At 66.7% G+C, this 26,479-nt stretch carries 26 protein-coding genes; 16 read left to right on the top strand and 10 right to left on the bottom strand.

Going from position 1 to position 26,479, the window contains the following annotated elements:
- Nucleotides 1-297: 297 nt before the first annotated feature.
- Nucleotides 298-432: a hypothetical protein gene (locus RMP06_RS14670; RefSeq protein ID WP_310462526.1), complete on the top strand. Its 135-nt coding sequence runs from the start codon at nt 298-300 to the stop codon at nt 430-432.
- Between the two features lie 220 nt (nt 433-652).
- Here RMP06_RS14670 and RMP06_RS14665 read toward each other — a convergent pair whose 3' ends face one another.
- Nucleotides 653-2,374 (bottom strand): long-chain fatty acid--CoA ligase, encoded by a 1,722-nt coding sequence (locus RMP06_RS14665; RefSeq protein WP_310462525.1) that lies wholly within the window; start codon nt 2,372-2,374, stop codon nt 653-655.
- Nucleotides 2,375-2,551: 177 nt separating this feature from the next.
- Here RMP06_RS14665 and RMP06_RS14660 point away from each other — a divergent pair, with 177 nt between their 5' ends.
- The 6 genes from RMP06_RS14660 to RMP06_RS14635 all read left to right on the top strand — a co-directional run bounded on the left by RMP06_RS14660 (nt 2,552) and on the right by RMP06_RS14635 (nt 9,447).
- Nucleotides 2,552-3,946, top strand: coding sequence for a Fic family protein (locus RMP06_RS14660; protein WP_310462524.1), 1,395 nt, complete (start codon nt 2,552-2,554; stop codon nt 3,944-3,946).
- Nucleotides 3,943-4,812, top strand: a complete 870-nt coding sequence (locus RMP06_RS14655) for a pirin family protein (protein ID WP_310462523.1) — start codon at nt 3,943-3,945, stop codon at nt 4,810-4,812. Before RMP06_RS14660 ends, RMP06_RS14655 begins: the two co-directional genes overlap by 4 nt.
- Before the next feature lie 59 nt (nt 4,813-4,871).
- The gene (locus RMP06_RS14650) at nt 4,872-6,185 is read left to right on the top strand and encodes an argininosuccinate synthase (RefSeq protein ID WP_310462522.1); all 1,314 of its coding nucleotides are present in this window, start codon (nt 4,872-4,874) and stop codon (nt 6,183-6,185) included.
- A gap of 10 nt (nt 6,186-6,195) precedes the next feature.
- The gene (ppnP, locus tag RMP06_RS14645) at nt 6,196-6,516 is read left to right on the top strand and encodes a pyrimidine/purine nucleoside phosphorylase (protein ID WP_310462521.1); all 321 of its coding nucleotides are present in this window, start codon (nt 6,196-6,198) and stop codon (nt 6,514-6,516) included.
- Nucleotides 6,517-6,589: 73 nt separating this feature from the next.
- Complete coding sequence (locus RMP06_RS14640) at nt 6,590-7,099, top strand: putative pterin-binding protein (RefSeq protein ID WP_310462520.1); 510 nt, start codon at nt 6,590-6,592, stop codon at nt 7,097-7,099.
- Nucleotides 7,096-9,447, top strand: a complete 2,352-nt coding sequence (locus RMP06_RS14635) for an ATP-binding protein (RefSeq protein WP_310462519.1) — start codon at nt 7,096-7,098, stop codon at nt 9,445-9,447. The genes RMP06_RS14640 and RMP06_RS14635 overlap by 4 nt, the downstream gene beginning before the upstream one ends.
- Nucleotides 9,448-9,482: 35 nt before the next feature.
- Here RMP06_RS14635 and RMP06_RS14630 read toward each other — a convergent pair whose 3' ends face one another.
- The 6 genes from RMP06_RS14630 to alr form a co-directional block, all read right to left on the bottom strand.
- A complete protein-coding gene (locus RMP06_RS14630; RefSeq protein ID WP_310462518.1) occupies nt 9,483-9,956 on the bottom strand; it encodes a hypothetical protein in 474 nt (157 codons plus the stop codon).
- A gap of 345 nt (nt 9,957-10,301) precedes the next feature.
- Nucleotides 10,302-11,678 (bottom strand): DNA repair protein RadA, encoded by a 1,377-nt coding sequence (gene radA, locus RMP06_RS14625; protein WP_310462517.1) that lies wholly within the window; start codon nt 11,676-11,678, stop codon nt 10,302-10,304.
- A 26-nt stretch (nt 11,679-11,704) separates the two neighbouring features.
- The gene (locus RMP06_RS14620; protein ID WP_310462516.1) at nt 11,705-12,004 is read right to left on the bottom strand and encodes a hypothetical protein; all 300 of its coding nucleotides are present in this window, start codon (nt 12,002-12,004) and stop codon (nt 11,705-11,707) included.
- 117 nt (nt 12,005-12,121) lie between these two features.
- A complete protein-coding gene (gene arfB / locus RMP06_RS14615) occupies nt 12,122-12,532 on the bottom strand; it encodes an alternative ribosome rescue aminoacyl-tRNA hydrolase ArfB (RefSeq protein ID WP_310462515.1) in 411 nt (136 codons plus the stop codon).
- Nucleotides 12,529-13,023, bottom strand: a complete 495-nt coding sequence (locus RMP06_RS14610; RefSeq protein WP_310462514.1) for an acyl-CoA thioesterase — start codon at nt 13,021-13,023, stop codon at nt 12,529-12,531. The genes arfB and RMP06_RS14610 overlap by 4 nt, the downstream gene beginning before the upstream one ends.
- A gap of 20 nt (nt 13,024-13,043) precedes the next feature.
- On the bottom strand, nt 13,044-14,165 hold the full coding sequence (gene alr / locus RMP06_RS14605) for an alanine racemase (RefSeq protein WP_310462513.1): 1,122 nt from the start codon (nt 14,163-14,165) through the stop codon (nt 13,044-13,046).
- A gap of 160 nt (nt 14,166-14,325) precedes the next feature.
- On the opposite strand from alr, the gene lplT reads away from it, so the two are divergent.
- Complete coding sequence (gene lplT, locus RMP06_RS14600; protein WP_310462512.1) at nt 14,326-15,606, top strand: lysophospholipid transporter LplT; 1,281 nt, start codon at nt 14,326-14,328, stop codon at nt 15,604-15,606.
- A 6-nt stretch (nt 15,607-15,612) separates the two neighbouring features.
- Here the strand turns inward: lplT and RMP06_RS14595 are convergent, their stop codons facing one another.
- Entirely contained in the window at nt 15,613-16,500 is an 888-nt protein-coding gene (locus tag RMP06_RS14595; protein WP_310462511.1) for a PleD family two-component system response regulator, read from the bottom strand.
- 216 nt (nt 16,501-16,716) lie between these two features.
- On the opposite strand from RMP06_RS14595, the gene RMP06_RS14590 reads away from it, so the two are divergent.
- Nucleotides 16,717-17,910, top strand: a complete 1,194-nt coding sequence (locus RMP06_RS14590; protein ID WP_310462510.1) for an amino acid aminotransferase — start codon at nt 16,717-16,719, stop codon at nt 17,908-17,910.
- Nucleotides 17,911-17,971: 61 nt separating this feature from the next.
- Nucleotides 17,972-18,457 carry a hypothetical protein gene (locus RMP06_RS14585; RefSeq protein ID WP_310462509.1) on the top strand — a complete coding sequence of 162 codons (486 nt, stop codon included), beginning with the start codon at nt 17,972-17,974 and terminating at the stop codon, nt 18,455-18,457.
- Nucleotides 18,458-18,469: 12 nt separating this feature from the next.
- On the opposite strand, the gene RMP06_RS14580 is transcribed toward RMP06_RS14585, so the two are convergent.
- The gene (locus RMP06_RS14580; RefSeq protein WP_310462508.1) at nt 18,470-20,593 is read right to left on the bottom strand and encodes a TIR domain-containing protein; all 2,124 of its coding nucleotides are present in this window, start codon (nt 20,591-20,593) and stop codon (nt 18,470-18,472) included.
- Between the two features lie 248 nt (nt 20,594-20,841).
- Between RMP06_RS14580 and RMP06_RS14575 the strand changes: the two genes are divergently transcribed.
- Together RMP06_RS14575 and RMP06_RS14570 are read left to right on the top strand one after the other, a co-directional pair.
- Nucleotides 20,842-21,144 carry a high-potential iron-sulfur protein gene (locus tag RMP06_RS14575; protein WP_310462507.1) on the top strand — a complete coding sequence of 101 codons (303 nt, stop codon included), beginning with the start codon at nt 20,842-20,844 and terminating at the stop codon, nt 21,142-21,144.
- A 69-nt stretch (nt 21,145-21,213) separates the two neighbouring features.
- A complete protein-coding gene (locus RMP06_RS14570) occupies nt 21,214-22,605 on the top strand; it encodes an amidase (RefSeq protein WP_310462506.1) in 1,392 nt (463 codons plus the stop codon).
- A 60-nt stretch (nt 22,606-22,665) separates the two neighbouring features.
- Here the strand turns inward: RMP06_RS14570 and mscL are convergent, their stop codons facing one another.
- The gene (gene mscL / locus RMP06_RS14565; RefSeq protein ID WP_310462505.1) at nt 22,666-23,085 is read right to left on the bottom strand and encodes a large conductance mechanosensitive channel protein MscL; all 420 of its coding nucleotides are present in this window, start codon (nt 23,083-23,085) and stop codon (nt 22,666-22,668) included.
- Nucleotides 23,086-23,327: 242 nt separating this feature from the next.
- Here mscL and petA point away from each other — a divergent pair, with 242 nt between their 5' ends.
- The 4 genes from petA to RMP06_RS14545 form a co-directional block, all read left to right on the top strand.
- Nucleotides 23,328-23,924 (top strand): ubiquinol-cytochrome c reductase iron-sulfur subunit, encoded by a 597-nt coding sequence (petA, locus tag RMP06_RS14560; RefSeq protein ID WP_310462504.1) that lies wholly within the window; start codon nt 23,328-23,330, stop codon nt 23,922-23,924.
- A 17-nt stretch (nt 23,925-23,941) separates the two neighbouring features.
- Nucleotides 23,942-25,345, top strand: coding sequence for a cytochrome b (locus RMP06_RS14555; RefSeq protein WP_310462503.1), 1,404 nt, complete (start codon nt 23,942-23,944; stop codon nt 25,343-25,345).
- 32 nt (nt 25,346-25,377) lie between these two features.
- Nucleotides 25,378-26,157 (top strand): cytochrome c1, encoded by a 780-nt coding sequence (locus RMP06_RS14550; protein WP_310462502.1) that lies wholly within the window; start codon nt 25,378-25,380, stop codon nt 26,155-26,157.
- 144 nt (nt 26,158-26,301) lie between these two features.
- Nucleotides 26,302-26,479: glutathione S-transferase N-terminal domain-containing protein (locus tag RMP06_RS14545; RefSeq protein WP_310462527.1), on the top strand; the 178-nt coding region annotated here is incomplete at its 3' end.

Raw genomic sequence — 26,479 nt, 5'->3', positions numbered from 1 at the left:
GGACCAGGTCGTAGCGTTTGCCTTGCCCTCGGCGTGGATCCTTCACCGTCGCCAAGCACTCCTTCAACGTCTTCATTGCGCTATCCGTGTCTCAAACCAGCTCGCATTGTCATTGTCTCAGGCAGCAGTGAACAGCCCTGGGTACGGACGGGCTCATCAGCATCCGAACTCTCATCAATGACGTTGCGTCCAGCGCGTTATCAATAGCCGGCGAATGAAGTGTGTCGCCCAACAATCGGTTCCAGGGAACGTGTTCAAGGCGATCGCATCTGAATTTACCAATTTGAGCCGCTGAGTGTGATCTCCGCCCACTTCGGCCTGCTCAGCCGCCTCGGGCTGGTGCGCGACGACGGGCCGCGGCACCCGGACAGCGTGCTGCTGGAGCCGGTCAACGAATTTACGATCTATCTGCCGCCGAAGGCGATCGGCTGAGGCGGTGCCGCTCGGTCCTCTGTCTGACGATTGGGGGTGCCCTTCCTGCCTGATAAGCGTCCTCACAGAAGTTCTGTACCTATCCCGAACAAGATTTCCCAATGAAATCAACGCTGTAGCAAAGTTTTTTCGGTAAAGAACTTCACTGAAGCCGCTTATGCCGACCTTACCGATTTATGCTGGTTTCTAGGTAAACCTTGCATAGATCGGTAAACCGAGTTCACCGCCCCGCCGACTCCTGCCGCGCCCGCTCCTTGTCCTGCAACAGCCGCCACATCACCTTGCCCGCGCCCGACTTGGGCAGCGCCTCGACGAACTCGACGAGCTTGGGCGCCTTGTACGCGGCCATGTGCTCGCGTGCCCAGTCGAGGATGTCCTGCTCGGTCGTCTGCCCGCGCGCTTCCTGGCGCAGCACGATGACAGCCTTGACCGTCTCGCCGCGGTAGGCGTCCTGCGTGCCGATGATGCAGGCTTCGGCCACCGCCGGATGTCGGTACATCAGCAGTTCCACCTCCGACGGCCAGACCTTGAATCCGCTCGCGTTGATCATCCGCTTGAGGCGGTCGGTGATGAAGAAGTAGCCTTCTTCGTCCATCCGCCCGAGATCGCCAGTGCGGAAGAACTTCTTGCCCGGCAAACCCGGCAGCTCGATGAACGCCGCCTCGGTCGCCGAGGGGTGTTTCCAGTAGCCCTTGAACACCATCGGCCCGTTCGTCACGATCTCGCCGACCTCGCCCGCAGGCAGTTCCTCGAACGTCACCGGATCGACCACCCGCGCATCGACGCCGAAGATCGGCATCCCCAGGCACTGCAGCTTGGCGCGCTCGGGCGGGTTGGCGTGGCTGGGCGCGGCGGTTTCGGTCAGCCCGTAGCCTTCCGCGAAGGTCAGGCCGAACTCGCTCAGCAGCCGCTCGGCCACCGCCTGCGGCATCGCGGCCCCGCCGCCCGAGAGGTAACGCAGGCTCGACAGGTCGAAACTGCGGTAGTTCGGGCTGGCGAACAGGTCGATGATCATCGTGGGGATGCAGGTCCAGTGGCTGACCCGGTGGTGCGAGATCAGCCGGCCGGCGAGTTCGCGGTCCCAGCGCGGCAGGATCACCACCGTGGCACCCCCCCACACCGGACTGAGCACGCCGTAGAGCATCCCCGTGATGTGGAAGAACGGCACGACGCCCAGGCTCACCGTCTCCGCGCTGGCGTAGCCCCACAGGCTGCCGCCGACGATGTTGCTCGTCAGCGTGCGGTGGGTGTGGACGCAGCCCTTGGGCAGGCCGGTGGTGCCCGAGGTGTAGGGCAGCAGGGCCATGTCGTCCGGGCCAGCGGTGTGCGCGGTGGGCGTCAGGTGGGCGGCGAGTGCGTCGGCCAGCAGCGTGCAACCGGCCGGCAACGCGGGCGAGGCGCGCAGCCAGGCGTCGATGGCCGGCGGCGGCGCGAGCGCGGGGTCGATGGTGTCGCCGAGGTAGTCGCCGTAGCGCGTCACCACGATGGCGCGCAGCCGCCGTGCCTCGGGCAGCCGCGCGTCCGCCTCGGCGACGATGGCGGCGAGGTCGGCGCTGGTGATGACGACCTTGGTGTCGGGGTCGGTGATGTAGTGGCCGAACTCATCGACCCGGTTCATCGGGTTCACCGGCACCACCACCGCGTCGGCGCGCATCACCGCGTAGAAGGCGACGATGAATTGCGGGCAGTTCTGCAGGAAGATCGCCACCCGGTCGCCCTTGGCCACGCCCCGCGCCTGCAGCCAGCCGGCCAGCGCCTCGGCCTGGTGGTGCAGCGCCCGGAAGCTCAGCGGCTGGCCGAAAAACAGGTAGGCGGCGCGGTCGGGGTAGCGGGTCGCGGCGGTCGCGAGGTTGAACCACAGCGAGGTCTCGGGCAGCACGAGGTCCAGCGGCAGGCGCTTGGGCCAGTGCTTCAGGTGAGGGCGGTCGGCGGGGACTGACATGGAGGGCGGCACTCGGCAGAGGTGGCGATCCCGCAGGTATACGCCGGAACGTGGCGCCGGTGGCTCGGGGGCGTCCCGCAGGGGTTGTCGCGGGCGGGACAGCAGGCTGGGTGGCGCAGTTTCCAGAACCGCGCCAGAATCGCGCCATTTCCTGAAAAACTGCGCCACACATTCGCCATGACCACGCCAGCCGATCTGATCGATTCCGTTTCTGCCTCAGTGGGCGGGCTGACACTGGCCGAGTTGCTGACCCGTCATCCGGAAGTGGCACGCCGCACGGCGCAGCGCTGGATTGGGCAGTTGATCGAGGCGGGGCGCTTGCATGCCCATGGAGAAGGTCGTGCCCGCCGTTATCAGGCGCATGCGCTGACGGTCCCGGTCATCGCGCTGCAGTCGTGGGCCGAGGGCATTCCCGTATCGGCTGATAGCCGTGACATCCTGGCCTATGTCGAACGGCCAGTGCTGTCGCGCAAACCGATTGGCTATCAGTTCGACTTTCTCGATCGCTATCAGCCAGGTGTGACGCATTACCTGTCTGAACCGCTGCGCCGCCAGTTGCACCGCATGGGCCGAACCGCTCAGGCCGGTGAGCCGGCCGGCACCTACAGCCGGGCCATCCTGAATCGCTTGCTGATCGACTTGTCGTGGGCCTCCAGCCATCTGGAGGGCAACACCTACACCCGGCTGGACACCCGGGCGTTGATCGAGCAGGGCCGCGCAGCCCAGGGCAAGGCCACGACCGAGACCCAGATGATCCTCAACCACAAGGCGGCCATCGAGCTGCTGGTGGAGAACATCGACACCGCCGGGTTCGACCGTTACACGCTGATGAACCTGCACAGCGCGCTGGCCGAGAACCTGTTGCCGAACCCGGCGGACGAAGGCCGCATCCGCCAGCACGCCGTGGACATCGGGTTGAGCGTGTACCGCCCGCTGTCGGGGGCGGCGCCCATCGAAGCTGCCATGGAGGCGATGCTCGACAAGGCCGTGCGCATTACCGATCCGTTCGAGCAGTCGTTTTTCATGCTGGTGCATCTGCCCTATCTGCAGCCCTTCGCGGACATGAACAAGCGCACCTCGCGCCTGATGGCCAACCTGCCGCTGTTCCGCGCCAACCTGTGTCCGCTGACGTTTGTCGATGTGCCCGAGTCCGCCTATGCCAGCGCCGTGCTGGGGGTGTACGAGATGACCCGCGTGGAGTTGTTGCGCGACCTGTTCGTCTGGTCGTACGAGCGTTCGACGCAGGAGTATCTGGCGATCCGGCAGGCACTGGCCGAGCCCGACCCGCTGCGGCTGGCCTGGCGTGAGCTGATCCGTCGAACGATCCGGCAGGTGGTCGTCGGACCGGACCAGGACACGCTGGCGCAGGTCGATCAAGCCGTGGAGGTCGGCGCTGTGCCTCTGGACGAGCGGGCGGACGTTCAGGCGCTGATCATCGAGGAGCTGCGCCGCCTGCATGAAGGCGTGCTGGCCCGCTACGGCTTGCGGCCCTCGGAATTCATGGCCTGGCAGCAGCGACAAGCACAAACTGCACAGGCAATTCAAAATCCTGGATCCAGGAGATTCCCATGAAAACACTGCTCAGCGTTGCCCAGGCCCCCGGTCGCCACTGGGTCGGCGATGGTTTTCCCGTCCAGGGCCTGTTCGGCTACCAGCAGGGCGCGCAGCACCGCAGCCCCTTCCTGATGCTCGACTACGCCGCCCCGACCCACTTCACGCCCAAGACCGGCAAGCGCCGGGGCGTGGGTGCGCACCCGCACCGGGGCTTCGAGACCGTGACCATCGTCTATGCCGGCGAGGTCGAGCACCGCGATTCCGCGGGCGGCGGCGGGGTCATCGGCCCGGGCGACGTGCAGTGGATGACCGCGGGCGGCGGCATCATGCACGACGAGTTCCACTCCGAGGCGTACAGCCGCACGGGCGGGCCGTTCCAGATGGTGCAGCTCTGGGTCAACCTGCCGGCCCGCGACAAGATGACGCCCGCCCGCTACCAGGCGATCGTCGATGCGGACATCCCGGCCGTGCCGCTCGACGGGGGCGCGGGCCAGGTGCGCGTGATCGCCGGGGACTGCGCCGGCCACACCGGCCCGGCACGCACCTTCACGCCGATGAACGTGTGGGATGTGCAGGTCGCGGCCGGGCACACGGCCACGCTGGCGCAGCCGGACGGCTGGACCACGCTGCTGGTGGTGCTGGGCGGCACGGTGCAGGTCAATGGCGCTGCGCTGGCGCAGCAAAGCCAGTGCGTCACCTTCAGCCGCGAAGGCACGCAGGTGCAGGTCCAGGCGCAGGACGGTGATGCCCGCGTGCTGCTGCTGTCGGGCGAGCCGATCGACGAGCCGATCGTGGGCTACGGGCCTTTCGTGATGAACAGTCGGTCCGAGATCGAACAGGCCATCACCGACTTCAACAGCGGCCGGTTCGGCCAGGTCCGCTGAGCCGTAAAATCGAGGTTTGCTCCTCATTTCACGCAGCGCACCGCAGCGGCAGTCACCACATGTCCCAACAGCAACAGATCAAGCGCGTCGTCCTCGCCTATTCGGGCGGCCTGGACACCTCCATCATCCTCAAGTGGCTCCAGGACGAGTACCAGTGCGAGGTCGTGACCTTCACGGCCGACATCGGCCAGGGCGAGGAGATCGAGCCGGCCCGCGCCAAGGCCATCAAGATGGGCATCAAGCCCGAGAACATCTACATCGAAGACCTGCGCGAAGAGTTCGTGCGCGACTTCGTGTTCCCGATGTTCCGCGCCAACGCGCTGTACGAAGGCGAATACCTGCTCGGCACGTCGATTGCCCGCCCGCTGATCGCCAAGCGCCTGGTCGAGATCGCCCAGAAGACCGAAGCCGACGCCATCAGCCACGGTGCCACCGGCAAGGGCAACGACCAGGTCCGCTTCGAGCTGGGCGCCTACGCCCTGATGCCGGGCGTGAAGGTCATCGCCCCGTGGCGCGAGTGGACGCTGTCCAGCCGCGAAAGCATGCTGGCCTACGCCGACCAGCACGGCATCCCCGTGGACTTCAAGAAGCGCAAGGGCGGTGGCGCGCCGTATTCGATGGACGCCAACCTGCTGCACATCAGCTATGAAGGCGGCATCCTCGAAGACCCGAACTTCGCGCCCGAAGACAGCATGTGGCGCCTGACGCGCAGCCCGGAGAAGGCGCCGAACAAGCCACAGACCATCGAGCTGACCTACGAGAAGGGCGACGTGGTCGCCATCGACGGCGAGAAGCTGTCGCCCGCCCAGGTGCTGACCAAGTTGAACGAGATCGGCGGCCTGCACGGTGTCGGCCGTCTGGACAAGGTCGAGAACCGCTACGTCGGCATGAAGAGCCGCGGCTGCTACGAAACCCCTGGCGGCACCATCCTGCTGGCCGGCCACCGCGCCATCGAGTCGATCACGCTCGACCGCGAAGTGCTGGCGCTGAAGGACGACCTGATGCCGCGTTACGCGCGCATGGTCTACAACGGCTACTGGTTTGCGCCGGAGCGGGTGCTGCTGCAGGGGCTGATCGACGCTTCGCAGGCGACCGTGAACGGCACCGTCAAGCTCAAGCTCTACAAGGGCACGATCATGTGCGTGGGCCGCGAGTCGCTGACCGATTCGCTGTTCGACCCGAAGATCTCGACCTTCGACGACGACGGTGGCGCCTACAACCAGGCGGATGCGGGCGGCTTCATCAAGCTGAACGCGCTGCGCCTGCGCATCGCCGCGAATGCCCGTGCGGCGCGTGCCCCCAAGCCTGTCGAGGCCGCGCCAGCCAAGAAGAAGCCCGCTGCCCGCAAGGCCGCTGCCAAGAAAACCGCCTGAGGAGCCACCGATGAGCAACGAACAACTGAGCGTCGCCAGCGTCGGCACCAAGGCCAACGTCTACTTCGACGGCCGCTGCGTCTCGCACGCCATCACGCTGGCCGACGGCACGAAGAAGAGCGTGGGCGTGATCCTGCCTGCGTCGCTGACCTTCAACACCGGCGCGCCGGAAGTCATGGAAACCGTGGCGGGTGCGTGCAGCGTGCTGCTGCCGGGCCAGAACGAGTGGCGGACCTTCGGGCCGGGTCAGTCGTTCGACGTGCCGGGCAACGCGAGTTTCCAGATCCGCGTCGAGGGCGAGCCGTACCACTACATCTGCCACTTCGGCTGATCGGTTGGATGGGGTCGCGGCATCATTCCCTCGGGCCGAGATCCTTCGGCTGGCACGTGGAGAAGGAAGCACTGTGAGCATCGCGCGTCGTCACTTCATGGTCGCCTCCGCGACATTGGCGCTGGTGGCCCCGGCCGCGCAGGCGCTGGACCGTCCCAAGGGGCGGGTCGTGCTGACCGTCACCGGCCGCATCGGCATCCGCAATGCCGACAAGGGGGCCGAGTTCGACATGGACATGCTCGCGGCACTGCCCCAGCAGTCCTTCTCGACCAAGACGCCATGGCATGCCGAAGCCCGCAAGTTCACCGGGCCGCTGCTGCGCGACGTGCTGGCTGCCGTCGATGCCCAGGGCAAGAACCTGCGGGCCATCGCGCTCAATGACTACAAGGTCGATCTGCCGGTGGGCGATGCGCTCCGGTTCAATCTGGTGCTGGCCCGTCTGATGGACGACAAGCCGATGCCAGTGCGCGACAGGGGGCCACTGTTCATCGTCTACCCGTTCGATTCGGATGAGGTGCTGCGGACTGAGCGCTACTACAGTCGATCGGCTTGGCAGCTCAAGACCCTCGACGTGCTCGAATGATTCCGACGACCCGGGTGGGGCGTCTGATGGCGCTGATGGCGGTCCTGCTGGTGGCTGTTTTCGGGGGCATCGGCTGGCTGCAGACCCAGTCATTGGCGCTCCTCAATGCCCGGGTGGTCTACCAGGGTGACAACATTGTCTGGAGTTTTTTCCAGCTCGAAGCCGAATCGCTGCGGCTGGGCCAGGCGCTGCAGGTGGCCGTGGCACGCAAGGAACCCATCGCGCTCGACGCCCTGAACGAGCGCTACGAGATTTACGTCAGCCGCATCAGCCTGGTCGAGCCGGAGCGCACCCGCGACGTGATGCCCGAGCTGGAGCAGCACCGTTGGGTGATTGCCCGGCTGCATGCACTGGTGGCCCGCATGGACCGGGTCATCGGGCTGGATGCCCCTCGACAGGTCGATCCGGCCGAGATTCTGGCCTTGTTGCCCGAGTATGAGGAGGCGGCCCAGTCGATTCGCGATCTCTCGCTGCTGGCCAACCAGGCCGTGGCAGAGGGGGTCACGCGGCGCAATGAGGCGGTGCGGGACCAGAGCCGCATCGGCATCGGATTGACCATCTTCCAGTGTCTGCTCATCGGCGCGTTTGCCTATGTGGTGGTGCGGCAGGTGCGCGCGCTGGAGCAGCGCCGCAGTGAGCTGGAGCAGTTCGCCCGCCACCTGCAGGCCGCGCGCACCGAAGCCGAGCAGGCCAGCCGTGCCAAGAGCGCCTTCCTGGCCAACATGAGCCACGAGTTGCGCACACCGTTCAACGGCCTCCTCGGCATGATGTCGCTGCTCGACCGCTCGGCGCTCACGGCGCAGCAGCGCGATTGCCTGGGCGTGGCACGCCAGTCGGGCGAGCACCTGCTCACGATCCTGAACGACGTGCTCGACTTCTCGAAGATGGAGTCCGGCCGGATGGACCTGATGGCCCGGCCCACCGATCTGCCTCAGGCCATCGGCGAGGTGCAGGCCCTGATGGCGCCACAGGCGCGCGACAAGGGGCTGCGGTTCGAGGTCGATCTGGCCGCCGATCTGCATCCGGTCGTGCAGGCCGATGCCAAGCGGGTCAAGCAGATCCTGTTCAACCTGCTGGGCAACGCGATCAAGTTCACCGACTCGGGCATGGTGCGCATGCAGGTCGACCGCTATCACACGGCACAAGGGCGGGCCGCGACCCGGTTTCGAATCTCGGACACCGGCATCGGCATGGGCGAGGATACCCGTGCCCGCCTGTTTCAGCGCTTCAGCCAGGGCGATGACAGCATCAACCGGCGTTTCGGCGGTACCGGGCTTGGTCTGGAGATCTCGCGCACCCTGGCCGAAATGATGGAGGGCGAGATCTCCGTGACAAGCGAGGTCGGGCGTGGCAGCGCATTCACGGTGGTGCTGCCTTTGCCGGAACTCGGTGCGGAGGCACTGGTCGCCAGAAAGGGGCCATTGCTGGGTGAGGTGGCCCCGGCACCGCTCTCGGCCGAACTGACGGGCCGTGACGTGGGACCGGTCACGGCCGCTGCGGGTGGCCTGCGGGTGCTGGTCGCGGACGACCACCCGGTCAACCGCAAATTCATGCGGGTGCTGCTGGAGCATCTGGGCCACCGGGTGCTGCTGGCGATCCATGGCGAAGAGGCGATTGCCGTGGTGCGAGAGCAGGCATGCGATCTCGTGCTGATGGACTTGCACATGCCGGTCATGGACGGATTGGCGGCCGCGCGTGCCATTCGCGGATTGCCGACGCCGCAGTCCCGCGTGCGCATCGTGGCACTGACGGCGGACGCCTTCGCCGAGTCCCGCGAGCGGGTGCGGGAGGCGGGCATGGACGACTTTCTGGCCAAGCCCGTGCAGTTGCACGACGTCGAGGAGTTGCTGCGCAAGCACTTCGGCGCCCGCACGGTCGGCAGCATGGCGCCAGTGGCCGCGCTGACTGCCGCCCCGGTGGTGGCCCTCGGCGTGGCGGCCGCTGGACCCGTCAAGCCGGAGCGCCGCCGCCGTGCCCGCATCAAGCCGGGCGAGGCTGCGCGACTGCTGGATCTGGCGTTGATTGCCGATACCTGTGCAGCGCTGTCGGCGCCGTGCTATCGGGTGCTGCTTGCAGGGTTTCTGTCGGACGAAAGTGCGTCGCTGGCCGACCTGCTGGCGTCGCTCGAACAGGGCGGTGGGGCTTCAGACCGTTCGAATGCGGCGCACCGGCTAAAGGGCGCGGCGGCCAGCCTGGGCTTGCGGGAGTTGGCCGACACGGCACGCGAGATCGAGGCGGATGCCGAAGCACTGACGCAGGAAACCGCTTCCTTGGCGGCGCAGCGCCTGCGAACGCAGTTCAAAGCCGCCCGCGACATCACGTCCCGAATGGGCTGGTTCGGCGCCTGAGCGGCGTCTCGGGCCAGCCTGCGACGAGTCCGTGCTCAGGCGGCAGCTGCGATCGGGCTGTGGTCGACACTGCGCACGGCGTCCTGCGCAGCGGCGGGACGGCTGGCCGTCGGGGTATTCTGGCCGTCGGTGCGTGTGGCGCTCCAGCGCTCGACAAAACCGCGGCGCAGGCTCACGACGATCTGGTTGCCGTAGCTGTCGCGCCAGAGCCAGTCGTTGCCACGCTCGTTCACGCGCTGACCCAGGCTGTTGGAGATGGCCAGCACGTCGGCCATGGTCATGCCGTGCGCCAGTTTCGATTGCAGCGTCACGACGCTGTCGACCATGCCCTTCGGCCGGTCGGCCACATTGCGCAACTGGCGCGAGGCCCGATTGAACTGCAGGATCGACCAGAAGGCCATGACCGTGACGGCCAGAACCAGTCCGGCCCAGCGGAATGCCCACCAGCCGGCGAGTAGGGCAGAGGCTGCCAGGACGGCATTGATGGTGCGTTGAAATGGAACTTTCATGTACCGGATCTTATCGCTGGAGTGGGGGAAGTCATTCACCGTCACCACGTAACGAAAGGTATTAACCCCGCGTTTGAGGGGGATGGTGCAAAGTCATCACGGGCACAGAAAGTGTAGGAGATGTCTCCCGTAAACGATAAATAGGGAACAATTTTTCCGGTTAAATCGACCGATGTTCCCTGGGATCTCGGCGATAAATTTCATTTAATATCAACGAGTTGGGCGAATTTGAGTGAAATTATTCACCAATAGAGGCTTGACACTAGGTTTGAGTCCTCTGATCTGCGAATGCAGGATTTGCGCGATCAAGCCTTTCTGCTAGCGATGTCCGTGACCGAAGCCGGATCAGGTCATCTGGCGGACAGCCTCGATGGCTTCTTCGATTCGCTCAATCGGGTGAACAATCAGCCCGTCGATCGGCTTCTTGGGTGCATTGGCCTTCGGAACGAGCGCGACGGTGAAGCCGAGCTTGGCCGCTTCCTTGAGCCGCTCCTGGCCCCGCGGCGCCGGGCGCACCTCGCCAGCCAGCCCCACCTCGCCAAACGCAATGAACCCTTTCGGCAGCGGCCGACCGCGCAGCGAACTCTGGATCGCGAGCAGCACGGCCAGGTCCGCCGCCGGCTCGCTGATGCGCACGCCGCCGACCGCGTTGACGAACACGTCCTGGTCCGCGCAGGACACGCCCGCGTGCCGGTGCAGCACCGCCAGCAGCATCGCCAGCCGGTCCCGGTCGAGTCCGACGCTGAGCCGCCGCGGGCTGGGGCCACCGGCATCCACCAGCGCCTGGATCTCCACCAGCAGCGGCCGCGTCCCCTCCAGCGTCACCAGCACGCACGCACCCGGCACCGGCTCGCCGTGGCTCGACAGGAAGATCGCGCTCGGGTTGGCCACGCCCTTCAAGCCCTTCTCGGTCATCGCGAACACGCCGATCTCGTTGACCGCGCCGAAGCGGTTCTTGATGGCGCGCACGAGGCGGAAGCTCGAATGCGTGTCGCCCTCGAAGTAGAGCACCGTGTCCACGATGTGCTCCAGCACCCGCGGACCGGCCAGCGCGCCCTCCTTGGTGACGTGGCCGACGAGCACGATGGTGCAGCCGGTGGACTTGGCGGTGCGGGTGAGCTGCGCGGCGCACTCGCGCACCTGGGCGACTGAACCGGGGGCGGAGGTGAGCTGGTCGGAGTAGAGGGTCTGGATCGAGTCGATGACGCAGAAGGCGGGTTGCTCCAGCGCGAGCGTGGCCTGGATGCGCTCCAGCCCGATCTCGGCCAGCACGCGCAGGTTCTGCCCGCCCAGCCCGAGCCGGTGCGCCCGCAGCGCGACCTGCGCGCCGGACTCCTCGCCGGTGACGTAGAGCACCTTCATCTGGTGCGACAGGGCCTCGGCGGCCTGCAGCAGCAAGGTGCTCTTGCCGATGCCCGGGTCACCGCCGATCAGCACCACACCGCCTTCGACGATCCCGCCGCCGAGCACGCGGTCCAGCTCCTCCAGCCCGGTCGGTGTGCGCGCCACATCGGCGGCTTCAATGTCGGCCAGCGTGGCGACCGGCTGGGTCTTGGCAAGCGCCTGGAAGCGGTGGTTCTTGCCGCCGCCGGGGCTGGAGACGGGTTCGGCGATGGTCTCGTCGAGCGTGTTCCAGGCCCCGCAGTGCGGGCACTTGCCGAGCCACTTGGGGTTGGTGCCGCCGCAGTCGCGGCAGGTGTAGATCGTCTTGTCGCGTGCCATGCGGCGGATTGTCGCCGCTGCTCAGCTCACACCGTGCGCCACAGCGTGTCGTGCACGGAGCCCGCCAGGAAGTTCTCGCTGCCCTTGGCCACCATGCCCATGTAGTCCTTGTCGGCCATCATCCGACCTTGCATGGCGTCCAGTGCGGCCAGGCTGTCGTAGCTGGCGCTCCAGGCCACGCGGTTCGGATTGCCGCCGATCGGCATGTGGACCGTCACGTCCAAACCGAAGTGGCTCTTGAGGTAGCCGGAAATCTCGTGGGCGAAGCCGAGTGCGCTGCCGACCTTGCCCGAAGCGATGGAGGCTGTGCGGAGGAACGTGATCATCTGGACACTCCTTTCCGCCGAGACGGGCGGCGGTCCCGGTCGCCTGGGGCGACCGTGTCCAGTGTGATCCTTTGCGGTACCACTGTCGACGCCCCGCCAGCGCCGGTGTCTTGCTCTTTAGTCAGAGGAGAGGATGCCGCGGCCCCGCTTCGCCTTGGTCGCGCTGTGCCGGGTCTTGGACTCCAGCCGGCGCACGGTCGAGCCGTAGGTCGGTTTGGTCGCGCGGCGTGCCTTGGGCACGTGGGCGGCGCGGTCCACCATGTCCTGCAGGCGGGCCAGCGCATCGGCCTGGTTGCGTGGCAGGCTGCGGTGGTCCTGCGCCTTGATGACAACGACGCCGTCCCCGCCGATGCGGCTGTCGGGCAGCGCGAGCAGGCGCTCCTTGATGGCCTCGGGCAGCGACGAGGCGCCGATGTCGAAGCGCAGGTGCGCGGCGCTCGATACCTTGTTGACGTTCTGGCCCCCGGCGCCCTGGGCACGGATGGCGGTGAAATCGACCTCGCGCGGATCGATGCGCGGCGGTTTCATGGCTGCGGCGGCGCGGGGTGGCGCACGGCCTTGAGCCGCTGTTCCATCTCGGTGCGCAGCTGCCGGCGCGCCTGGGCGTTCTCCCAGCGGCGCTTCTCGTCCGCCGAGAACGGCCGCAGTGTCGGCACCTTGGCCGGCTTGCCCTCGTCGTCGACGGCGACCATCGTGAAGAAGCAGGAGTTGGCGTGGCGCACGACCTGGGTACGTATGTTCTCGGCGACGACCTTGATGCCGATCTCCATCGACGACGTGCCGGTGTAGTTGACGCAGGCCAGCAGGCTGACGAGTTCGCCGACGTGGATCGGCTGGCGGAACATCACCTGGTCGACGCTGAGCGTCACGCAATAGCGGCCGGCGTAGCGGCTGGCGCAGGCGTAGGCGGCCTGGTCGAGCAGCTTGAGGATGGTGCCGCCGTGGACATTGCCGGAGAAGTTGGCCATGTCCGGCGTCATCAGCACCGTCATCGAGAGTTGGTGGGAGGGCAGGTCCATGTGTTGGGGGCTCGTGTGGATCAGGGATGGGCCGGCTCGGTGTCTGCGTCCACGACCCGGACCGGCACCCGCTGCGCCAGCGCACACATCAGCTCGTAGCCGATCGTGCCCGCCGCGTGGGCCACTTCGTCGATGGCCAGCACGCTGCCCTGCGGTCCGTGTCCCCAGAGCGTGACTTCGCTACCGACTTCGGCCAGTGGCACCGGCGTCAGGTCCACGGCCAGCATGTCCATCGAGACACGGCCGACCGTCGTGGTACGCACACCGTCCACCAGCACCGGCGTGCCGGTGCCTGCATGGCGCGGGTAGCCGTCGGCGTAGCCGCAGGCGACGATGCCGATGCGCATCGGGTGTTCGGCGCGGAAGCGGCTGCCGTAGCCGACGCTGTCGCCGGGCTGCAGCGTCTGCGTGGAAATGAGCCGCGAGCGCAGCGTCATCGTTGGTGCCAGGCCCCAGTGCGCGATGTCGTGTTCGGGGAAGTCGGGCGCGCTGCCGTAACTCAGGATGCCGCTGCGCACCCAGTCGGCGCGCACCTCGGCGGCTTCGGCGTGGCGCAGGATGGCGGCGCTGTTGCTCAAGGACCGTTCGCCGGGCAGGTCGTGCGTGGCGGTGTGGAAGGCGGCGACCTGCTCGGCGATGCCGCGCGGGCCATCGGCGTCGGAGAAGTGCGTCATCAGCGAGATCTCGTCTACCTGCGGCAATACGTTCAGCCGCGCCCAGGCGCTGCGCAGGTGGTGGCCGGTGAACACGAGGCGGTTCATGCCGCTGTTCATCTTGAGGAAGACGCGGTGCGGCTGGTGGGTCTTGTGCGCGGCGAGCCAGTCGATCTGCGTTTCGTGGTGGACGACATGCCAGAGGTTCAGCCGCGAGCACAGCTCCAGGTCGCGGGGCTCGAAACAGCCCTCCAGCAGCAGCACCGGTCCGCGCCAGCCGAGGCTGCGCACGCGCTGCGCCTCGTCCAGATCGAGCATGGCCATGCCGTCGGCGCCGAGCAGGCCCGGCCAGACCCGCTCGATGCCGTGGCCGTAGGCATTGGCCTTGATGACCACCCACAGGCGCGCGTCGATGGCATGGCGGCGGGCAACCCGCAGGTTGCTGGCGAGGGCATCGAGATGGAGGAGGGCTTCGATCGGGCGTGGCATGGCGAAAGATTGTGCCAGCCAGCCGGGCCTGAGGTTTTCTCCACCAGTGCCCGCAGGGGCGCATGCTATAACCGCGCCGCACCGGGCTGGCGCCTGTCCTAGGCCGGTCTGTCTCCGTTTCACGTCCCCGTCCCACTTCCAACAGAGCCGTCTCAGCCGGATGAAAAAAGGCTTTCACACCATCATGTCGGCGCAGTTTTTCAGCTCGCTGGCAGACAACGCCTTGTTTGTCGCCGCGGTCGAGCTGCTGCGGACCTCCGGCTCGCCCGAGTGGCAGCGGGCCGCGCTGGTGCCGATGTTCGCGCTGTTCTATGTGATCCTGGCGCCGTTCGTGGGGGCCTTCGCCGATGCGGTGCCCAAGGGCAAAGTGATGTTCTTCTCGAACAGTATCAAGGTCGTCGGCTGCCTGATGATGCTGTTCGGGACGCATCCGCTGGCCGCCTACGCCATCGTCGGCCTGGGCGCTGCGGCCTACTCGCCGGCCAAGTACGGCATCCTGACCGAACTCCTGCCACCGTCCCAGCTCGTCAAGGCCAATGGCTGGATCGAGGGCCTGACGATTTCCTCGATCATCCTGGGCGTCCTGCTGGGCGGACAACTGGTGGGGCCGCACATTGCGCCGCATCTGCTGGCGCTGAACTTCCCGCTGATCGACCTGGGTGTGGACACGCCGCCCGAGGCCGCGATCTCGTCGCTGGTGTTCCTCTACATCATCGCGGCAGTGTTCAACCTCTACATCCCGCGCACGGATGCGCCGCTGCAGCCGCTGTCCAGTGACCCGGTGGCACTGGTGCGCGACTTCTCCGACTGCAACTCGCGTCTGTGGAATGACCGCCTCGGCCAGATTTCGCTGGCCACCACCACGCTGTTCTGGGGTGTCTCGGGCAACCTGCGCTACATCGTGCTGGCCTGGGCGGCGGCCGCGCTAGGCTATGGCACGACGCAGGCGTCGTCGCTGGTCGGCGTGGTGGCGGTCGGCACGGCGGTGGGGGCCGTGGCCGCTTCGATGCTGATGCGCCTGGAGCATGCCATCCGCGTCATGCCGCTGGGTGTGGCCATGGGCCTGCTGGTGGTGCTGATGAACTTCATCGACAACGTCTGGCTGGCCGCGCCGTTCCTGATCGTGCTGGGCGCGCTGGGTGGTTATCTGGTGGTACCGATGAATGCGCTGCTGCAGCACCGCGGCCACAACCTGATGGGCGCCGGCCGCTCGATCGCCGTGCAGAATTTCAACGAGCAGGCCTGCATCCTGGCGCTCGGAGCCTTCTACACCGGCATGACGCGCGGGGGCCTGTCCGCGTTTGGCGCGATCACGATCTTCGGCCTGCTGGTGGCGGGCACCATGGAGCTGATCCGCCGCTGGCACCGCCGCAACACGGTGGAACACGCCGACGAGGTCGAGCGCCTGATGAAGATCGCCCGCAGCGACAGCGGGCACTGACGCCGCTCAGAGCGCCATCGGTGCGGTCGGCTGGAAGACGCGGTCGAACGTGCGGTCATGGCGCGCCAGCAATTGCTCCAGCGTGTGGTCGTCCAGCGGTGTGGTGAGGCAGGCGTCGCAGTCGGCGAAGGTGGCGCGGATGCGCTCGATCGGCGCCAGGCGCTGCGCCAGTGCCACCACCACGGGTGCCATGCCGGCGAGCGTCGGGTGGCGGCGGATGCGGCGGCAGGTCTGGAAGCCGGCCGGTCCCCCTTGGCCCATCCCCAGGAACACGAAGCCGAACACCAGCCGCTCGGTCAGCGCCACGGCTTCATCGCTGGTGCGGGTCAGCAGCACCCGGTAGCCGAAGGCCATCAGCCGCTCGCGCAGCATCCGGCACTCGGCAGGGCTGTTGCTCACCACCAGCACCTGGTCAAGCCTCTGGTCGCCGTCGGCCAGCACCGCGTTGCTGTAGCCGGAACTGGCGCGGAAGTCCTGCACGTCGTGGTCATTGAGCGCCTGCTGCCGGGTCAAGCCACTCGGACCGGTGGCGGCCAGCCGCAGCCGCGGTGCCAGCCCCGACTCGCGCAGCGTGCGGGCGGCGCGCCGGGTCTTCAGGTCGTCGAGCGCGCGGCGCAACTGCAGGGCGTCGATCGGCCGGCTCAGGTGGGCGCCAGCGGTCAGGGGTGCTTTCGAGCCGCCGATGAACACCGTGTCTCGCACACGCCCGGCCTGGCCGACCGTGTAGATCGCCTCCGGCTGGTCTGCATCGGCCACCAGCCAGTCGCAGTCGGCGACCGACTCGCCCACCGTGTAGACCGGCACGGCGTCCACCAGCCGGAAGTAGCTTTCCAGCGTTTGGCGCTCGAACGCACTGAAGCCGACGATGGCAATTCGCTGGGCAACTGTGCGCATGGGAGGCTCCGGCTGTAACTGATGTGTGACAAGCCGATTCTTCGAGACCCTCCGCCCAGCGTCAAGGCGCTGATCCCCCTCAATACGATGTGGTACCGACCAGCCGTTCGGGTGGATTGCACGGCCATGCCCGGCGTTTTTCCTGATCGGACCCCCGGAGGCTGCGGAAGCAGGCTCGGCGGATAATTGCCGACCCCCTGCAGGAGCACCTTCACCATGTTCGAACACGTCGATGCCTACGCTGGCGATCCCATCCTCACGCTGAACGAGAACTTCCAGAAGGACCCCCGGCCGGGCAAGATCAATCTCTCGATCGGCATCTACTTCGACGACGCCGGGCGCCTGCCGGTGATGCAGGCCGTGCGTGAAATCGAGACTGCGATGCTCCAGTCCATCGGTCCGCGCGGCTACCTTCCGATGGTCGGCGCGACCAACACCCGCACGGAGATCCAGCACCTGCTGTTCGGCGCCGGGCACGAGGCAGTGACCAGCGGTCGCACGGTGACGATCCAGACCCTCGGCGGTTCGGGCGCGCTCAAGGTGGGCGCCGACTTCCTGAAGAAGTACTTCCCCGGCAGTGCCGCCTGGATCAGCGATCCGACCTGGGACAACCACCGCGCGATCTTCGAGGGCGCCGGTTTCGCGGTGAATACCTATCCGTACTACGACCCGGCCACGGGCGGGCTGCAGTTCGACGCGATGCTGGAGACGATCCGCGGTTTGCCGTCGCGCTCGATCGTGCTGCTGCATGCGTGCTGCCACAACCCGACCGGGGTGGATCTGACGGCGGCGCAGTGGGGCGAGCTGATCCCGGTGCTGGCCGAGCGTGACCTGATCCCGTTTGTCGACATCGCCTACCAGGGCTTCGGCGACGGCGTGCAGGAAGACGCATTCGCCCTGCGTGCGCTGGCGGATGCCGGCATCGCGTTCTTCGTCGCCAACAGCTTCTCCAAGAGCTTCTCGCTCTACGGCGAGCGCGTGGGTGGCCTGAGCGTGGTCTGTCCGACGGTGGCGGAGGCCGGGCTGGTGATCGGGCAGTTGCAGGTGGCGGTGCGCAAGAACTACTCCAGCCCCGCGACCCATGGCGGCCAGATCGTCGCCCGCGTGCTGGCCGACCCTGTGCTGCGCCAGTCGTGGACCCGCGAGCTGGACGCGATGCGCGTGCGAATCAAGGCGATGCGCGAGCAGCTGCACGCGGTGCTGTCAGCGAAGGCGCCGGGGCGGGATTTCAGCTACTTCCTGACGCAGCGTGGCATGTTCAGCTACACGGGGCTGTCGCCGCAGCAGGTGGACACGCTGCGCGAGGTGCATGGGGTGTACCTGGTGCGCTCGGGGCGGATGTGCGTGGCGGGGTTGAACAGCGGGAATGTGGAGCGGACGGCGGAGGCGATGGCGAAGGTGCTGGCGTGACCCTGACCGAATGTGCCAATATTCACTGGCTATCCTGACCCTTCACAGAAAGGACGTCCGCATGAAATGGCGTGAATTGCTCGACCAGTGGAGCCTGTCGAGCTTGAAGATCAACGTTGGGGTGCTGAATGCCGAATTCAAACCCAGTGATCCCGACCGCGACGCCGCCTGGGCGCTCTACATCGAACTGGTTACCCGCATCACGACGCAGCCGCTGCCGCGCGAGCACGGCGACGAGAAGGCGGCGCTTGATTCGGTGTATTCGTTGTTCAAGCTGACCCGCGACATTCTCAAGGTTCCCGGTGCCCGTCACGCCCGCGAGTTCGCCAAGATCGCCGTCGTCGTGCTGAACCAGAAGGTGCGTCCCTTCACCGCGAAATGGCACAAGCTTTCGCTGGCCGGTGCCTTCGACGATCTCGTGCAGCGCACGGTCTTCCGCGACGAGCTGGAGGCGCTGCAAGTCGAACTGCTGCACTACACGCGGCTGCTCGGACACATGGCCGGGATCGAGGGCGAAGACGACCTGACGCGGATCGAAGCGGGCTGAGCGTCGCGGGCCTCAGTCCGTCGCCATGGCGGGCATCGCCGGCAGCCGGCCGAGTCCGAGGCTGACCAGCGTCGCGATCTCCGCCGGCCGGTGCGTCACGGCCAGATGCCGGTTCTGGTCGTCGCTCAGGCCATTGCGCAGCGCCGACCAGCCCCGCGTGCCCACGAGTGCGCGCACCTCGTCGAGCGCGTCCCGCGTGGCCTGGTCGATCGCCACGCCCGGCGGCAGCAGCGGCGTGCAGGTACCGGGATCGATCTGCGCGGCGATGTGCAGCGTGATGCCGCCGAAACCGCCTGCCAGATAGACCGGCTGCTTGCCCCGCAGCGACATCAGCACCTCTTCGAGCAGCCCCGGCATGTCGCCGGTGTAGTCCGTGCGCTTGCCGCCGATCAGCAGCCGCGCATAGCCGCCGTCGGTCAGGTGCCGGCGCAGATGGGTCAGGCCCGCCTTCAGTTGCACGGCGCTCTTGATTGGCGGGCAGGCCCTTGGGGCACGGCTCGCGCCAGGGTCGGCGAGGCAAGCGCCGTCCTTGCCGATCGCGCGCAGCGTGCCGTAGGTGCCCAGGGCCTCGCGGACCTCGTCCAGCTCGGCCAGCTTGCGGCGCCGGTGCTCCTGCCAAGACAGCCACAGCTCCAGCCGGCCACAGTCGCGCCCCGCGTAGCGCCGCAGCTCGTCGATCAGCAGCCAGCTGAACTTGTCGCGGTCGAGGTTGCCGCCATAGGCGAGCGTGCCACCGCTGACGAACACGATGCGCGCCAGCTCCCGCAGTGCCTGCCGCAGGTGCTCGGGCAGCAGGCCCAGCCGGGCCAGATCCTCGCTGTCCGACGCCGACAGCCCGATGCGCCGCCCCCGCAGTCCGTCACGGGGCAACAGCGGCGCTGATGCATTCCGCAGGTCGGCACCGCGGGCCGCCAGCAGGCGCGGGGTCGTGATGTCGAGGGCCGTGACGCCGCAGCGTCTGGCCAGCGCGGTCAGTACCTCGTGCTCGGGTGTGGCCATCGGCGGATCGGGATGAAGCAGCCGCAGAGTGTCGCCATCCGGGACCAGCCAGCGCGGGAAGGTGCTCGGCTCCGGCGCCTGTTCGAGCCAGGCATAGCCGGCATAGGGGCTCGCCACGGCATGGGCCAGATCGCGCTGCTGCTGCCACAGTGCCCGGTGCAACCAGGCATCGGCCAGCATCTGCAGCGCACGGCGCACGCTGCGGTCCTCCCAGCCGCCATCGGCACGGCGCTGCACCGGCAGGCGCGGCACATGGTCGAGCAGGAAGGAGCCGCGCTCTTCCCCGTGGGTCAGCGCGTCGAGCATCACCACCGGCATCCCGTGCTGCTTGGCCGTCAGCACTTCGCGCTGGCACCACTCGCGGCTGGCGTAGCGGTCGGTGCGCAGCGCCAGCACGGCCGAGGTGGCGGCGTGATCGCGCAGCGCCCGGTCCCAGTCCTCGCCGGGTTCCAGGTCGTGGGCGTCGTAGAACGCGCGCATCCGGCTGCCGTCGCCGAGCACCTGGCGCACCTGCGACACCAGTGATTCGACGGCCTCGTCGGCATGGCCGAGCCGCTTGGTGTGGCTGATGAAGACCTGCAGCCGGCGCTCGTCGCCGCTCAGCCACTGGGCCAGGCTCTGCACCAGGTCCAGCAGGTGCCGGGCGTCGAGTTCCCCTGGGGCCAGGGTGGTGGCCTTGCGCAGCCCGTCGATTGCACCGCCTGTCTGGGTTCGCTGCAGCTTGAGCGGCCAGTCCTCGCTCAGCCCTGTCTTGTCGAGGCAGATCGGTAGCGCCCGCACTGTCGAGATGCCCACCCGTTGGCCGATGTCACCGATGAACTGCTGCCACGCGGGCGAGCCGTCGTGCGGCATCAGTGCCCGGTTCAGCTCGCACCCGACGAGGGGCACGACGGCGACATGCCGTGCTGGCCGGGGCTGGTGGGCGGCGACGGTGTCGTTTGGCCAGACGATCGGGCGCGGGGTGGTGTCGTTGCCGGACCAGCCGGCCGAATGCATCTGCACATCGACCGCGCCGGCCAGCAGGCTGGCGAAGGCGCCCCCCTGGAAATGGCAGGCGATCCGTTCGGCGATTGGCTTTGCCACCGCGTCATCACCGGGATGCCAGAGCAGGTGGATTTCGAGGATCAGGGGCAGCATGTCGTGGGGCCTTCCTGTGCCTGGTTTGTCGTGTGCCAGCCGAATCTTCGCTGAAAATTCCGCAAAACCGATCAGGGGCAATCGAGCTCTGCCAAGAGCGTGCGTGTCCCGATTCTCGATTCCGACCGCCGAGCGCAACATCGCCGGCCTTGACCAAGGTCATGGACAACAACACCAGCTCAAGCAGAATCCCGGCTGCATTGCACCCCTTCCCACCGACTGAAGACTGACTGAAAAGGATCTCGACCATGACCATGCAACGCCGCGTTTTCCTGATGACCCTCGCTGCGACCGGCACCGTGCTCGGCACCGCCGCCCAGGCGCAAGCCCTTGTGGACGAGAAGGACGCTGCGGCGGCCGGCCTCGGCTACGTGGCCGACGCCAAGCGCGCCGACGCCAAGAAGTTCCCGAAGTACGCCGTCGGCCAGAACTGTGCCGGTTGCGCGCTGTACCAGGGCAAGGCGGGCGACAAGGCCGGTGGCTGCCCGTTGTTTGCGGGCAAGCAAGTGGCCGGCGCCGGCTGGTGCAGCGCCTGGGCCAAGAAGGCCTGATCGGGTGCTGTCCGAGGTCGGGCCGGGCAGGGCCTGACGCAGAATGGCTCCGAATCATCCGGAGCGACCATGCCCGCCCTGCACGACCTCCCTGCCACCGCGCTGCTCGCGCTCTACCGCCACGGTGACGTTTCGCCGGTGGATGTGACCCGCGCGGTGCTGGACCACATCGCCTGCTGGGAGCCGCACCTCTGTGCTACCTACGCGCTGGACCCGGCTGCGGCCATGGCGCAGGCGCGCGCTTCCGAGCAACGTTGGCGGCGTGGCGCGCCGTGCGGACTGCTGGACGGCGTGCCGGCGATGGTCAAGGAAAACATCGCCACCCGCGGCACGCCGACCCCGCTCGGCACCGCCGCGACCGTCCTCACCCCCGCCGCCGCCGATGCGCCACCCGCCGCCCGGCTGCGCGAGGCTGGCGCCGTGCTGCTGGGCAAAACGACGATGCCAGACTACGGCATGCTGTCCTCGGGACTGTCGAGCTTCCACCCGCTGACGCGCAACCCGTGGGATCTGACGAAGAACCCCGGCGGCTCCAGCGCGGGTGCCGGGGCGGGCGCTGCCGCCGGTTACGGTCCGCTGCACCTCGGCACGGACATCGGCGGATCGGTGCGCCTGCCCGCGAGCTGGTGCGGCGTGTTCACGTTGAAACCGAGCCTCGGCCGCATCCCGATCCAGCCCGCCTACGCCGGCCGCGTCGCCGGCCCGATGACGCGCACCGTCGCTGACGCGGCACTGATGATGCGCGTGCTGAGTCAGCCGGACTGGCGCGACGCGACCAGCCTGCCGGCGCAGGACATCGACTGGGACGCACTGGAGATCGACCCACACGGCCTGCGCCTGGGGCTGCAACTGGACGCGGGCTGGGGAATGCCGCTGGACGCGCAGGTGCGGGCGGTGATCGAAGACGCGGCGCGGCGCTTCGAGGCGGTTGGCGCCATCGTCGAGCCGATGTCCGCGTTCATGACCCGCGAGATGGCCGACGGCATGGACCGCTTCTGGCGGATGCGCTCGTGGCTGGACATTTCCGCGCTGCCGGCCGAGCGCCGGGACAAGGTGCTGCCCTACATCCGTGAATGGGTTTCAACCGGCGCCGAGCTGACCGCCGCGCAGGTTTTCCACGGCCACAGCCAGATGGCGGCGATGCGTGATGCGGCGGTGGCGGCGACACAGCCCTTCGACTTCGTGCTGTCGCCCGTGGCCCCGTGCGTGGCGTTTGCCGCCGAGTGGGCCAGTCCGCTGAACGATCCGCAGCGGCCGTTCGAGCACATCGCCTTCACGTTGCCGTGGAACATGAGCGAGCAACCGGCTGCGTCAATCAATGCGGGCTGGAATGACGCGGGGTTGCCGATCGGACTGCAGTTCGTCGGGCGGCGCCATGACGATCTTGGCGTGCTCCAGATGAGTCGCCTCTGGGAGCGACTGCGCGGCGAGCAGCGAACTTGGCCCGTTCCGCCTGCATGATCCGGGCATGAAAAAGGGTGGCACCAGGCCACCCTTGAAACGACATGGACTGTCGCTGGCTCAGCGCTTGAGCGCGTCGCGGATTTCGCGCAGCAGCACGACGTCTTCAGCCGGAGGTGCGGGCGGCGCCGGCGGGGCAGCAGGCTCTTCGCGCTTCATGCGGTTCATGGTCTTGACCATCATGAAGATGATGAAGGCGAGGATCAGGAAGTTGATGGCGATGGTGATGAAGTTGCCGTAGGCCAGCACGGCGCCGGCCTTCTTCGCTTCGACCAGCGTGGTGGCCGTCTGGCCGTTCAGCGCGATGAACTGATTGGTGAAGTCCATGCCACCGAAGACCTTGCCGACGATCGGCATCACGATGTCGCCGATCAGCGAATCGACGATCTTGCCGAACGCGCCACCGATGATCACACCGACGGCGAGGTCCATCACGTTGCCCTTGAGGGCAAATTCCTTGAACTCACTGGCCATGCTCATGGGTATCTCCTGTTTTCTGATCAAGCGCCTGACAACATGTCGTTACGCTGCCGTGAAGTATTACCGCCGTAAGTTATCTGTCAAGTCGGATTCATGCGGTCCCGGCGTGTTGTTTTTGCCCCAGCTTAAGCGCGCCTGCAGAGGGCGCGCATGTTGCCAGATATGGAGAACCGTTGCGCCGCTGGGCTAGAATCAGGGGTTGTCCCCATCTCAGACCGGACCTTCTTTTCCCGAGGAATCACATGAGTGACCAGCAAGTCGACCAGGCCAAGCGGACGTGGCTGATCGCGTCGGGCTGCGCCGGCGCTGTCGGCGGTTTAGCGACTGCCGTGCCCTTCGTCAGCACCTTCACACCCTCCGAGCGCGCAAAGGCGGCCGGTGCAGCAGTGGAAGTCGACATCAGCGGCATCAAGCCGGGCGAGAAGCTCACGGCCGAATGGCGTGGCAAGCCCGTCTGGATCGTGCGCCGCACGCCCGAACAGCTCGACGCCATCAAGACGCTCGATGCCCAGATGGCCGATCCGAATTCGGAGCGCAAGGCCTTCCCGATGCCCGAGTACGCCAAGAATGCCGGCCGCTCGATCAAGCCCGAGTATCTGGTGGTCGTGGGCATCTGCTCGCACCTGGGCTGCTCGCCGTCGGACAAGTTCCAGTCCGGCCCGCAGCCTTCGCTGCCGGACGACTGGAAGGGCGGTTTCCTGTGCCCCTGCCACGGTTCGACCTTCGATCTGGCTGGCCGTGTCTACAAGAACAAGCCCGCGCCGGACAACCTCGAAGTCCCGCCCCACATGTACCTGTCCGACACCAAGTTGCTCATTGGTGAAGACAAGAAGGCTTGAAGGAACCGAGGTCCAACATGGCTGAATTCAAAGTCGCTTCCCCCAATGCGTCTGCCGGCGAGAAGCTGCTGACCTGGGTAGACAACCGCTTCCCCGCGTCCAAGCTGTACAAGGAGCATCTCTCCGAGTACTACGCGCCGAAGAACTTCAATTTCTGGTATTTCTTCGGCTCGCTGGCGCTGCTGGTGCTGGTGATCCAGATCGTCACCGGAATTTTCCTGGTGATGCATTACAAGCCCGACGCCGCGCTGGCGTTTGCCTCGGTCGAATACATCATGCGTGATGTGCCCTGGGGCTGGCTGATCCGCTACATGCACTCGACAGGCGCCTCGGCGTTCTTCGTCGTGGTCTACATGCACATGTTCCGGGGCCTGCTGTACGGTTCGTACCGCAAGCCGCGCGAGCTGGTGTGGGTGTTCGGCTGCGCGATCTTCCTGTGCCTGATGGCCGAAGCGTTCATGGGCTACTTGCTCCCCTGGGGCCAGATGTCCTACTGGGGCGCGCAGGTGATCGTGAACCTGTTCGCCGCCGTGCCCTTCGTCGGTCCGGACCTGGCGCTGCTGATCCGCGGCGACTATGTCGTCGGCGACGCGACCCTGAACCGCTTCTTCAGCTTCCACGTCATTGCCGTGCCGCTGGTGCTGCTGGGCCTGGTGGTTGCGCACATCATCGCGCTGCACGAAGTGGGGTCGAACAACCCCGACGGCGTCGAGATCAAGGCCAAGAAGGATCCCAAGACCGGTCACCCGCTCGACGGCATCCCCTTCCATCCGTATTACTCGGTGCATGACCTGCTGGGCGTGACCGTGTTCCTGATGGTATTCACGGCGATCATCTTCTTCGCGCCGGAACTGGGCGGCTACTTCCTCGAGTACAACAACTTCATCCCGGCCGACCCGTTCAAGACCCCGGCGCACATCGCCCCGGTCTGGTACTTCACGCCGTACTACTCGATGCTGCGCGCCACGACCGATGATCTGGTGAACGTCCTGTGCGTGATCCTCGGCCTGTCGGCGGTGCTGGCGGTGCTCAAGGGGGCGATCCCGGGCAAGGCCAAGGTCGCCGTGCTGGTGGCCGCGGTGGTGGCGGCGGTGCTGCTCAAGACCTTCGACGCCAAGTTCTGGGGCGTGGTCGTGATGGGCGGTGCCGTGATCATCCTGTTCTTCCTGCCCTGGCTGGACAAGAGCCACGCGAAGTCGATCCGCTACCGTCCCGACTGGCACAAGTACCTGTACGCGGTCTTTGTCGTCTTCTTCATCGTGCTGGGCTACCTCGGCATCCAGCCGCCGTCGTTCGTCGGCACCCTGATCGCGCAGGTCGGCACGCTGTTCTATTTCGGCTTCTTCCTGTTGATGCCGTGGTGGACGCAACTGGGCAAGTTCAAGCCGGTCCCCGACCGCGTGACTTTCCAGCCGCACTGATGCCTGCCCACGGACACGGAGCCCCGACAACCATGAAAAAGTTCATTGCTTCCCTGCTCGTTGCGGCATCGGCCTGTCTGGCCGTGCTCTCACCTGCACAGGCCAACACCGGTGGCATCGCATGGGACAAGTTCCCGGTCGAGAAGATGACCGACACGACGGCGCTGCAACGCGGTGCCAAGCTGTTCGTCAACTACTGCCTGAATTGCCACTCCGCGGCGTACATGCGCTACAACCGCCTGCGCGACATCGGTCTGACCGAAGAGCAGATCAAGGCCAACCTGATGTTTGCCACCGACAAGGTCGGTGACACCATGGCGGTTGCGATTGATCCGCGCCAGGCCAAGGACTGGCTGGGTGCAGCACCGCCGGACCTGACCGTGATCGCCCGTTCGCGTGCGGGTGCCGAAGGTTCGGGTGCGGATTACCTCTACACCTACCTGCGCACCTACTACCGCGACGAGACCAAGGCGACGGGCTGGAACAACCTGGCCTTCCCGCTGGTGGCGATGCCGCACGTGCTGTGGGAGCTGCAGGGCGAGCGCCGCGCGGTGTTCGAGGAAATCAGCGATCCGCACGACCACGCCAAGAAGACCCACGTCTTCAAGAACTTCGAGCAGATCAAGCCGGGCCAGCTGTCGGCGACGGATTACGACAGCGCCATGGGCGATCTGGTCGCCTACCTGCAATGGATGGGCGAGCCGGCGCAGAACTACCGCACCAAGCTCGGTGTCTGGGTGCTGCTGTTCCTGGGTCTGTTCACCGTGATCGCGTGGCGCCTGAACGCTGCGTTCTGGAAGGACATCAAGTGATGTCCTGACGCCGTGCCCGTCACGGGGCCGGCGTCTGCCGCGCAGAGGTGCTGAAACGCCTCTGCGCGATTTCTTTTTTCGAGACCGGATCACGGGGTTGTCCTGTGGTCTCTCTCCCTGATACGCCAAGGAGCGATCCCAGCCATGATGGTGCTTTACTCCGGGACGACCTGCCCCTACTCGCATCGCTGCCGTTTCGTCCTGTTCGAAAAGGGCATGGATTTCGAGATTCGCGACGTCGATCTGTTCGCCAAGCCGGAGGTCATCGCGTTGATGAACCCCTACAACGAGGTGCCCATCCTCGTCGAACGTGACTTGATCC

Origin of the sequence: Sphaerotilus sp. (genome assembly GCF_031429695.1) — a bacterium.
Lineage (GTDB): Bacteria > Pseudomonadota > Gammaproteobacteria > Burkholderiales > Burkholderiaceae_C > Sphaerotilus.
This window is presented reverse-complemented; position numbering and strand designations above follow the sequence as displayed.

What these genes read in the sequence shown, in the direction of transcription:
- RMP06_RS14665 (WP_310462525.1), bottom strand. Translation starts at nt 2,374, where the DNA reads ATGTCAGTCCCCGCCGACCGCCCTCACCTGAAGCACTGGCCCAAGCGC.
- RMP06_RS14660 (WP_310462524.1), top strand. Translation starts at nt 2,552, where the DNA reads ATGACCACGCCAGCCGATCTGATCGATTCCGTTTCTGCCTCAGTGGGC.
- RMP06_RS14655 (WP_310462523.1), top strand. Translation starts at nt 3,943, where the DNA reads ATGAAAACACTGCTCAGCGTTGCCCAGGCCCCCGGTCGCCACTGGGTC.
- RMP06_RS14650 (WP_310462522.1), top strand. Translation starts at nt 4,872, where the DNA reads ATGTCCCAACAGCAACAGATCAAGCGCGTCGTCCTCGCCTATTCGGGC.
- ppnP (WP_310462521.1), top strand. Translation starts at nt 6,196, where the DNA reads ATGAGCAACGAACAACTGAGCGTCGCCAGCGTCGGCACCAAGGCCAAC.
- RMP06_RS14635 (WP_310462519.1), top strand. Translation starts at nt 7,096, where the DNA reads ATGATTCCGACGACCCGGGTGGGGCGTCTGATGGCGCTGATGGCGGTC.
- RMP06_RS14630 (WP_310462518.1), bottom strand. Translation starts at nt 9,956, where the DNA reads ATGAAAGTTCCATTTCAACGCACCATCAATGCCGTCCTGGCAGCCTCT.
- radA (WP_310462517.1), bottom strand. Translation starts at nt 11,678, where the DNA reads ATGGCACGCGACAAGACGATCTACACCTGCCGCGACTGCGGCGGCACC.
- RMP06_RS14620 (WP_310462516.1), bottom strand. Translation starts at nt 12,004, where the DNA reads ATGATCACGTTCCTCCGCACAGCCTCCATCGCTTCGGGCAAGGTCGGC.
- arfB (WP_310462515.1), bottom strand. Translation starts at nt 12,532, where the DNA reads ATGAAACCGCCGCGCATCGATCCGCGCGAGGTCGATTTCACCGCCATC.
- RMP06_RS14610 (WP_310462514.1), bottom strand. Translation starts at nt 13,023, where the DNA reads ATGGACCTGCCCTCCCACCAACTCTCGATGACGGTGCTGATGACGCCG.
- alr (WP_310462513.1), bottom strand. Translation starts at nt 14,165, where the DNA reads ATGCCACGCCCGATCGAAGCCCTCCTCCATCTCGATGCCCTCGCCAGC.
- lplT (WP_310462512.1), top strand. Translation starts at nt 14,326, where the DNA reads ATGAAAAAAGGCTTTCACACCATCATGTCGGCGCAGTTTTTCAGCTCG.
- RMP06_RS14595 (WP_310462511.1), bottom strand. Translation starts at nt 16,500, where the DNA reads ATGCGCACAGTTGCCCAGCGAATTGCCATCGTCGGCTTCAGTGCGTTC.
- RMP06_RS14590 (WP_310462510.1), top strand. Translation starts at nt 16,717, where the DNA reads ATGTTCGAACACGTCGATGCCTACGCTGGCGATCCCATCCTCACGCTG.
- RMP06_RS14585 (WP_310462509.1), top strand. Translation starts at nt 17,972, where the DNA reads ATGAAATGGCGTGAATTGCTCGACCAGTGGAGCCTGTCGAGCTTGAAG.
- RMP06_RS14580 (WP_310462508.1), bottom strand. Translation starts at nt 20,593, where the DNA reads ATGCTGCCCCTGATCCTCGAAATCCACCTGCTCTGGCATCCCGGTGAT.
- RMP06_RS14575 (WP_310462507.1), top strand. Translation starts at nt 20,842, where the DNA reads ATGACCATGCAACGCCGCGTTTTCCTGATGACCCTCGCTGCGACCGGC.
- RMP06_RS14570 (WP_310462506.1), top strand. Translation starts at nt 21,214, where the DNA reads ATGCCCGCCCTGCACGACCTCCCTGCCACCGCGCTGCTCGCGCTCTAC.
- mscL (WP_310462505.1), bottom strand. Translation starts at nt 23,085, where the DNA reads ATGAGCATGGCCAGTGAGTTCAAGGAATTTGCCCTCAAGGGCAACGTG.
- petA (WP_310462504.1), top strand. Translation starts at nt 23,328, where the DNA reads ATGAGTGACCAGCAAGTCGACCAGGCCAAGCGGACGTGGCTGATCGCG.
- RMP06_RS14555 (WP_310462503.1), top strand. Translation starts at nt 23,942, where the DNA reads ATGGCTGAATTCAAAGTCGCTTCCCCCAATGCGTCTGCCGGCGAGAAG.
- RMP06_RS14550 (WP_310462502.1), top strand. Translation starts at nt 25,378, where the DNA reads ATGAAAAAGTTCATTGCTTCCCTGCTCGTTGCGGCATCGGCCTGTCTG.